The sequence below is a fragment of the Pseudomonas sp. NFX5 genome (assembly GCF_049132125.1).
GTDB classification, from domain to species: Bacteria; Pseudomonadota; Gammaproteobacteria; order Pseudomonadales; family Pseudomonadaceae; genus Aquipseudomonas; species Aquipseudomonas marginalis.
The window spans coordinates 20,417-27,316 of the sequence record NZ_JAFMZG010000025.1 but is presented as its reverse complement, the minus strand read 5'-3'; the positions used below and the strand labels follow the sequence as shown (position 1 = coordinate 27,316).

At 61.6% G+C, this 6,900-nt stretch carries 5 protein-coding genes; 2 read left to right on the top strand and 3 right to left on the bottom strand.

Annotated elements, in window-relative coordinates; all coding sequences use genetic code 11:
* Positions 1-73: 73 nt before the first annotated feature.
* The 3 genes from J1N02_RS16405 to J1N02_RS16395 all read right to left on the bottom strand — a co-directional run bounded on the left by J1N02_RS16405 (position 74) and on the right by J1N02_RS16395 (position 4,419).
* The gene (locus J1N02_RS16405) at positions 74-1,210 is read right to left on the bottom strand and encodes a branched-chain amino acid ABC transporter substrate-binding protein (RefSeq protein ID WP_027607701.1); all 1,137 of its coding nucleotides are present in this window, start codon (positions 1,208-1,210) and stop codon (positions 74-76) included.
* Between the two features lie 374 nt (positions 1,211-1,584).
* Positions 1,585-2,868, bottom strand: a complete 1,284-nt coding sequence (locus J1N02_RS16400) for an NAD(P)/FAD-dependent oxidoreductase (protein WP_098480472.1) — start codon at positions 2,866-2,868, stop codon at positions 1,585-1,587.
* 60 nt (positions 2,869-2,928) lie between these two features.
* Positions 2,929-4,419, bottom strand: coding sequence for an aldehyde dehydrogenase family protein (locus tag J1N02_RS16395; RefSeq protein ID WP_098480473.1), 1,491 nt, complete (start codon positions 4,417-4,419; stop codon positions 2,929-2,931).
* Between the two features lie 153 nt (positions 4,420-4,572).
* Here J1N02_RS16395 and J1N02_RS16390 point away from each other — a divergent pair, with 153 nt between their 5' ends.
* A complete protein-coding gene (locus J1N02_RS16390; protein ID WP_092358962.1) occupies positions 4,573-5,463 on the top strand; it encodes a LysR family transcriptional regulator in 891 nt (296 codons plus the stop codon).
* A gap of 220 nt (positions 5,464-5,683) precedes the next feature.
* Entirely contained in the window at positions 5,684-6,898 is a 1,215-nt protein-coding gene (gene pncB / locus J1N02_RS16385; RefSeq protein WP_012721934.1) for a nicotinate phosphoribosyltransferase, read from the top strand.
* The last annotated feature ends 2 nt before the right edge of the window (positions 6,899-6,900 follow it).

The window sequence follows — 6,900 nt, the reverse complement described above, 5'->3', positions numbered from 1 at the left end:
CGATAGCGGTGGGTCAGTCAACAGTTGTTCAGCTGACCCACCGCTATCGGGGGCAAGCCCCCTCCCACATGGATTACTTCTGCTTTTCCAGCTGGTGGTATTTGCCGTCTTTATCCCACTGGTAAACCACGTAGTCGGAGACTTTCAGGTCGCCCTTCGCGTCCCAGGTCTTCTCGCCCATCACGGTTTTGACCGGGTGCGCTTTCAGCCATTTGGCCGCGTCTTCGCCCTTGTTGGACTTGGCGCCGTTGAAGCCGGCAGCCAGGGCCTGCAGCGAGGCGTAGGCGTACAGGGTGTAGCCCTCAGGCTCGTAGCCGGCCTTGCGGAACTCTTCCACCACGGCCTTGCTGTCCGGCAGCAGGCGCGGGTCGGCGCCAAAGGTCATGTACACGCCATCGACGTATTGCGCGCCGCCGGCGGTGGCCACCAGTTCATCGGTCACTACGCCGTCATCGGACATGAACTTGACGTCCTTCAGGCCCGCTTCACGAATCTGGCGAACCAATGGACCGGCTTCCGGGTGCAGGCCACCGAAGTACACGACGTCGGCGCCCAGGGAGCGGATCTTGGTGACCAGCGCACTGAAGTCTTTCTCGCCACGGGTCAGGCCTTCTTCCAGCACCGGCTTGACGCCGCGCTTGGTCAACTGGGCAGCGGTGGCGTCGGCCAGGCCTTTGCCGTAGGTGTCCTTGTCGTTGATGACGGCGACTTTCTTGCCCTTGAGCACGTCGACGATGTAGTCGCCGGCGACGATGCCTTGCTGGTCGTCACGCCCGCACATACGGAACATGGCGCCCAGGCCGCGCTCGGTCACTTGTGGGTTGGTAGAACCGGGGGTGATCGCGATGATGCCCGCTTCGTCGTAGACCTCGGAGGCCGGGATGGTGTTCGACGAGCAGAAGTGCCCGACTACGCCAATCACTTTGTCCTGGTCAGCCAGGCGGTTGGCCACGGCCACGGCCTGCTTGGGTTCGCATGCGTCGTCGCCTGCCACCAGCACGACTTTCTCGCCGTTGATGCCACCGGCCTTGTTGATCACCTCGGCTGCCGCCTGGGCACCCTTCATGTACTGCTCACCGAACGAGGCGTTGGCGCCGGTCATCGGCCCCGCAACGCCAATCTTCACATCAGCTTGAACAAACGTAGAAACACCCAGCGCCGCTGCAACGGCGAGGGCCAGAAAACCTTTCTTGTAAAACGTCTGGGACATGAGTGGTGCTCCGATATTTTTGATTTTTGGCACGACAACTTGCGTTCAAACTTTTCACTGAAAGCCCAGAGCAAGCCTCGTGCCATTACGTTTTTATTCTTCAAAAAGACACGGTGTCATTGTTATTGCAGGCGTTTCGGCTCCGCTCGCCAGGACGTGCAACCCTCTAGCATCAATAGGTGCAACCCATGGGCCGAAAAAGTACAACCCTGACGGGTCGCACCTGCAACCAAAGCAATAAACGACAGTTCCTACAGCTGTAACAGCCTGCGTAACGGAACTGCACATTTACAGTGCGCAACTGCTACGACCTGCACCAATACAGATTAGTAGCCGGCTAAGAAAATGCAGGCTTCTGAGCGGTATTTCGCTGATCAGATCACGATCCTCAGGCATTGCCCGGCGTGATACAGCGAAAATCCGGCTTCATACAGGCAACTGCGCAGCCCAACCCCGGCCAGCGGTTGCATGGGTGCAAACGGAATCGGCAAGGCTTGGGGATCCTGGTGACATAGATAGTCGGCGAACGCCTTGCCGACCACGCTGCCGGTGGTCACACCGCGCCCGTTATAGCCGGTTACCGCCACCAGGCCGGGGGCGGGCTCGAACAGGCGCATCAGGTGATCGGGGGTGAAGGCGATGCAGCCGGTCCAGGTGAATTCCCATTGCACCGATTTGAGGTACGGGAAGTAATGTTGCTGCACCCGATCAGCCCACGCCTTGAGGAACCAGGCCGGTTTCTGGTTACCGTTGCCCAGGCTGCCGAGCAACAGGCGGCCATCGGCATCGCGGCGGATGCTGCTCAGTACCTGGCGCGTGTCCCATGAGCCTTGGCCGCCGGGCAGAATCTGCTCGGCGGCGGCGTCGGTCAGCGGCGCGGAGGCGACCTGGTAGTAGTAGCCGGGGAAAAAATTGCGTCGCAGCTCGGTCCACTCACCTTCGGTGTAGGCGTTGGAAGCGATGACCACTTGTGCAGCCTGCACCGAACCGCTGGCGGTCTGAACGGACCAGCTCGCACCTTGGCGCTCCAACCGGGCGACCGGCGAATGGTCGAACAACTGCCCGCCAAGTCCCACGGCGGCATTCGCCAAACCGCTGGTGTAGGCCATCGGGTTCAAGGTGCCGGCACGCCGGTCCAGCAAGGCGGCAGCGATTTTCTTGGTGCCGGTGGCGTGTTCGCAGGCCTGGCCGGTGAGCAATTCCACCGGCGCGCCACGACGCTTCCATTGTTCTTCACGACTGCGCAAATCCGCCTCGCCACGGGCGTTATGTGCCATGTGCAAAGTGCCCTCGCGGCGCAATTGGCAATCGATGGTGTATTTGTCGATCAGGCTGAACACCAGCGACGGTGCCGCGCCGAGCATGCGGTTGAGCTGGCTGCCCACCGCTTCGCCGAACCCGGCTTCGATCTCGTCCGGAGGGATCCACAGGCCGGCATTCACCAACCCGACGTTGCGCCCCGAACCGCCGTGGCCGGTGCGATGGGCCTCCAGCACGGCGACGCTTTTACCCTGTTCCAGCAAATGAATGGCGGCGGACAAACCGGTGATGCCGGCGCCGATCACGCACACATCCACCTTGACCTCGCCCTGGAGCGCGGCACGGTCCGGCCGGCCAGGGGTGAGGTGTTCCCACAAACATGTTTCGCGTAGTGCCATTGCCAGACTCCGGTGAGACCCAACAAACAACAATCTTGACCGCATTCCGTCTTGAGGAGGTCAGTCGAAGGTGATGCCTTGAGCCAGCGGCAACTCCAGCGAGTAGTTCACGGTATTGGTCTGGCGGCGCATATACCCGCGCCATGCATCCGAACCCGACTCGCGCCCGCCACCGGTCTCTTTCTCACCGCCAAACGCGCCGCCAATCTCCGCGCCGCTCGGGCCGATGTTGACGTTGGCGATTCCGCAGTCGCTGCCCACCGCCGACATGAATTGCTCGGCCTCGCGCACGTCAGTGGTGAAGATGCACGACGACAGGCCTTGGGGCACGGCGTTGTTCAGGCGCAGGGCTTCGGCGAAGTCCTTGTAGCCGACGACATACAGAATCGGCGCGAAGGTTTCGGTGCACACCACATCGCTTTGCTCAGGCATTTCGACAATGGCCGGTGACACGTAGTAGGCGTTGGGGAACTTGTCTTCCAGCTGGCGCTTGCCGCCGAACACCTTGCCGCCTTCACTCAAGGCCTGCTCCAGGGCGTCCTGCATAGCGTCGAAGCCATGCTTGTCGATCAGCGGGCCGACCAGGTTGCCCTCCAGCGGGTGGCCGATGCGCACTTTGGAATAGGCAGCCTTGAGGCGGGTGACGATTTCTTCCTTGACCGACTCGTGGGCGATCAGGCGGCGCAGGGTGGTGCAGCGCTGGCCGGCGGTGCCGACGGCGCTGAACAGGATGGCGCGCACGGCCATGTCCAGGTCGGCGCTCGGGCCGAGGATCATGGCGTTGTTGCCGCCCAGCTCGAGGATGCTGCGGGCAAACCGCGCGGCAACTTTCGGCGCCACTTCGCGGCCCATGCGGGTGCTGCCGGTGGCGCTGATCAGGGCCACGCGTGGGTCATCCACCAGCGCAGCGCCGGCATCGCGGCCGCCGATGATGACCTGGCTCAGGTACTGCGGCGCATCCTTGAAATTCTTCAGCACACGCTCGAACAGCGCCTGGCACGCCAGGGCGGTGAGCGGGGTCTTTTCCGACGGTTTCCAGATCACTGCGTTGCCGCACACCAGCGCCAGTGTGGTGTTCCACGCCCACACGGCCACCGGGAAGTTGAAGGCGCTGATCACCCCGACCACACCCAGCGGGTGCCAGGTTTCACGCATATGGTGGCCTGGGCGCTCGGAGGCGATGGTCAAGCCGTACAACTGGCGGGACAGGCCCACGGCGAAGTCGCAGATGTCGATCATTTCCTGCACTTCACCCAGGCCTTCCTGGGTGATCTTGCCGGCTTCCCAGGACACCAGCTCGCCCAGATCGGCCTTGTATTCGCGCAGTACATCGCCGAACTGGCGCACCAACTCGCCGCGACGGGGTGCCGGCACGTTGCGCCAGGCCTCGAATGCATGCTCGGCGCGACTGACCTGTTGCTCCACCTCGGCGGCACCTTCCCAGTGCACACTGCCGATACGGCTGCCATCAATGGGCGAATGCACGGGTTGTTTACCCGCCTGGTACAGCGCCGGGTTTACCCCGAGACGATCAAGCAATGCGGCAACCATGGGTCACTCCTTTAATCTTCGAACAAAAAATCGCACCGCGGCACGCACGGCGATCCAGGCCTTATTTGTAGCTGGCCCAAGACTTACCAACAAACGACGATTAGGCGAGATATCATTCCGTTTATTCATGCAAAGAATAAAAAGAGGCATGCCGTGCTGAACAAAAGACATTTGCCCTCGATCACCGCGCTGCAGTGTTTCGAGGCCGCCACCCGCCACCTGAGCTTCACCCGCGCCGCCGAGGAGCTGAACCTCACGCAAAGCGCAGTGAGCAAACAGGTCGCGCAGTTGGAGGAATTACTCCAGCACCTGCTGTTCCGCCGCGTACGCCGCCGCTTGCAGATGACTCCGGCAGGTGACCTGTACCTGGTGGAAGTACGCAAGATCCTCACGCAGGTGGAGATGTCCACCCACTACCTGCGCTCCTATGGCGGCGAGACCGAAGTGTTGCGCGTGTCCACCCCCTACACCTTTGGCGCGCGCTGGCTGGTGCCGCGCCTCAAGGGCTGGCGACTGCGCCACCCGCAGATCCACCTGGACCTGTGCAACGAACAGGAGCCGGACGAACTGCTGCAAGGCAAGGCCGACATGGCCTTCTACTTCGGCCAGGGCTCGCGCCCCGGCACCGAGAGCCTGAAACTGTTCAGCGAAGAGCTGGTACCGGTCTGCGCCCCGGAAAGCCTGCCGGCGCAGCCGTTCACCGATCCCACGCAACTGAGCGACCTGGTGCTGCTGCAAAACGCCTCGCGCCCCCAGGGCTGGCACGACTGGTTTGCCGACCAGGGTTATCACACCGAACACAGCTACCACGGGCCGCGTTTCGACACCTTTTATATGTGCATTCGTGCGGCGCAGGTCGGTTGCGGCGTGGCCTTGTTGCCGCGCTTTCTGGTGGAAGAAGAACTGGCCGACGGCAAGCTGGTGATCCCCTGGCAGCATGCAATGCCCAGCCACGACGCTTATTACCTGGCCTTCCCGGAACACGCGGCGGAGGTGCCCAAGGTGCGGGAGTTTGTGAAGTGGATGATGGAGCAGGTTATTTAGCGCCTGGAAAATCGCTATCGGGAGCAAGTCGAATCGTCGCACCGCCCCTCCCACATCTGGAACGCATTCCAAGTGTGGGAGGGGGCTTGCCCCCGATGGCGCCAGTGGCCTTGGAAAAAAATCACTGGCAAACCTACCCGCGTCTATGCGCCACTAGCCCTCTTCCTTAATTATGCGTAAAGGTCCGCCCCCATCGCCGACCTGTCTGGAGATTCCCGTTATGAGCGAGAGTGTGTTTGCCGATCGCATCGTGCAGAACTTGCTCGACACCGACTTCTACAAGCTGACCATGATGCAGGCGGTGCTGCACAACTACCCCAACGTGGAAGTTGAATGGGAGTTTCGTTGCCGCAACAGCGAAGACCTGCGCCCGTACCTGGCGGAGATCCGCTACCAGATCGAGCGCCTCGCCGAGCTGAGCTTGAGCCCGGATCAACTGGGGTTCCTGGAACGCATCAGCTTTATGAAGCCGGACTTTTTGCGCTTTCTCGGGCTGTTTCGCTTCAACCTGCGCTATGTGCAGACCGGCATCGAGAACGGCGAGTTGTTTATCCGCCTGCGCGGGCCGTGGCTGCATGTGATTCTGTTTGAAGTGCCGATGCTGGCGATCGTCAGCGAAGTGCGCAACCGCTACCGTTACCAGACGGTGATCCTCGAACAGGCCCGCGAGCAGCTGTACCGCAAGTTCGACTGGCTGACGGCCAACGCCAGCAGCGATGAGCTGTCCGAGCTGCAAGTGGCCGACTTCGGCACGCGCCGACGCTTCTCGTACCGCGTGCAGGAAGAGGTGGTCAGCGTGCTCAAACATGACTTCCCCGGGCGTTTTGTCGGCACCAGCAACGTGCACCTGGCCCGCGAGTTCGATATGAAGCCACTGGGCACCATGGCCCATGAATGGATCATGGCCCACCAGCAACTCGGCCCGCGCCTGATCGACAGCCAGATCGCCGCCCTCGACTGTTGGGTCCGCGAATACCGTGGCCTGCTGGGTATCGCCCTGACCGATTGCATCACCACCGACGCCTTCCTTGGCGACTTCGACTTGTACTTCGCCAAGCTGTTCGATGGCCTGCGCCATGACTCCGGCGACCCGGTGCAGTGGGCCGAAAAAGCCATCGCCCACTACCACAAGCTGGGCATCGAGCCGATGAGCAAGACCCTGGTGTTCTCCGACAGCCTGTCGTTGCCCAAGGCCTTGGAAATATTCCGCGCGCTGCGTGGTCGCATTAATGTGAGCTTCGGCATCGGCACCAACCTGACCTGCGATATTCCAGGGGTGGAACCGATGAGCATCGTGCTTAAAATGACCGCCTGCAATGGCCAGCCCGTCGCGAAGATCTCCGATGAAGCGGGCAAGACCCACTGCACCGACCCGAATTTTGTCGCCTATTTGCGTCATGTTTTCAAAGTACCTGCCATCTCTAGCAAGGAGTGAAT

Coding starts and splice junctions, on each gene's coding strand:
- J1N02_RS16405 (WP_027607701.1), bottom strand. CDS start 1,210: ATGTCCCAGACGTTTTACAAGAAAGGTTTTCTGGCCCTCGCCGTTGCA.
- J1N02_RS16400 (WP_098480472.1), bottom strand. CDS start 2,868: ATGGCACTACGCGAAACATGTTTGTGGGAACACCTCACCCCTGGCCGG.
- J1N02_RS16395 (WP_098480473.1), bottom strand. CDS start 4,419: ATGGTTGCCGCATTGCTTGATCGTCTCGGGGTAAACCCGGCGCTGTAC.
- pncB (WP_012721934.1), top strand. CDS start 5,684: ATGAGCGAGAGTGTGTTTGCCGATCGCATCGTGCAGAACTTGCTCGAC.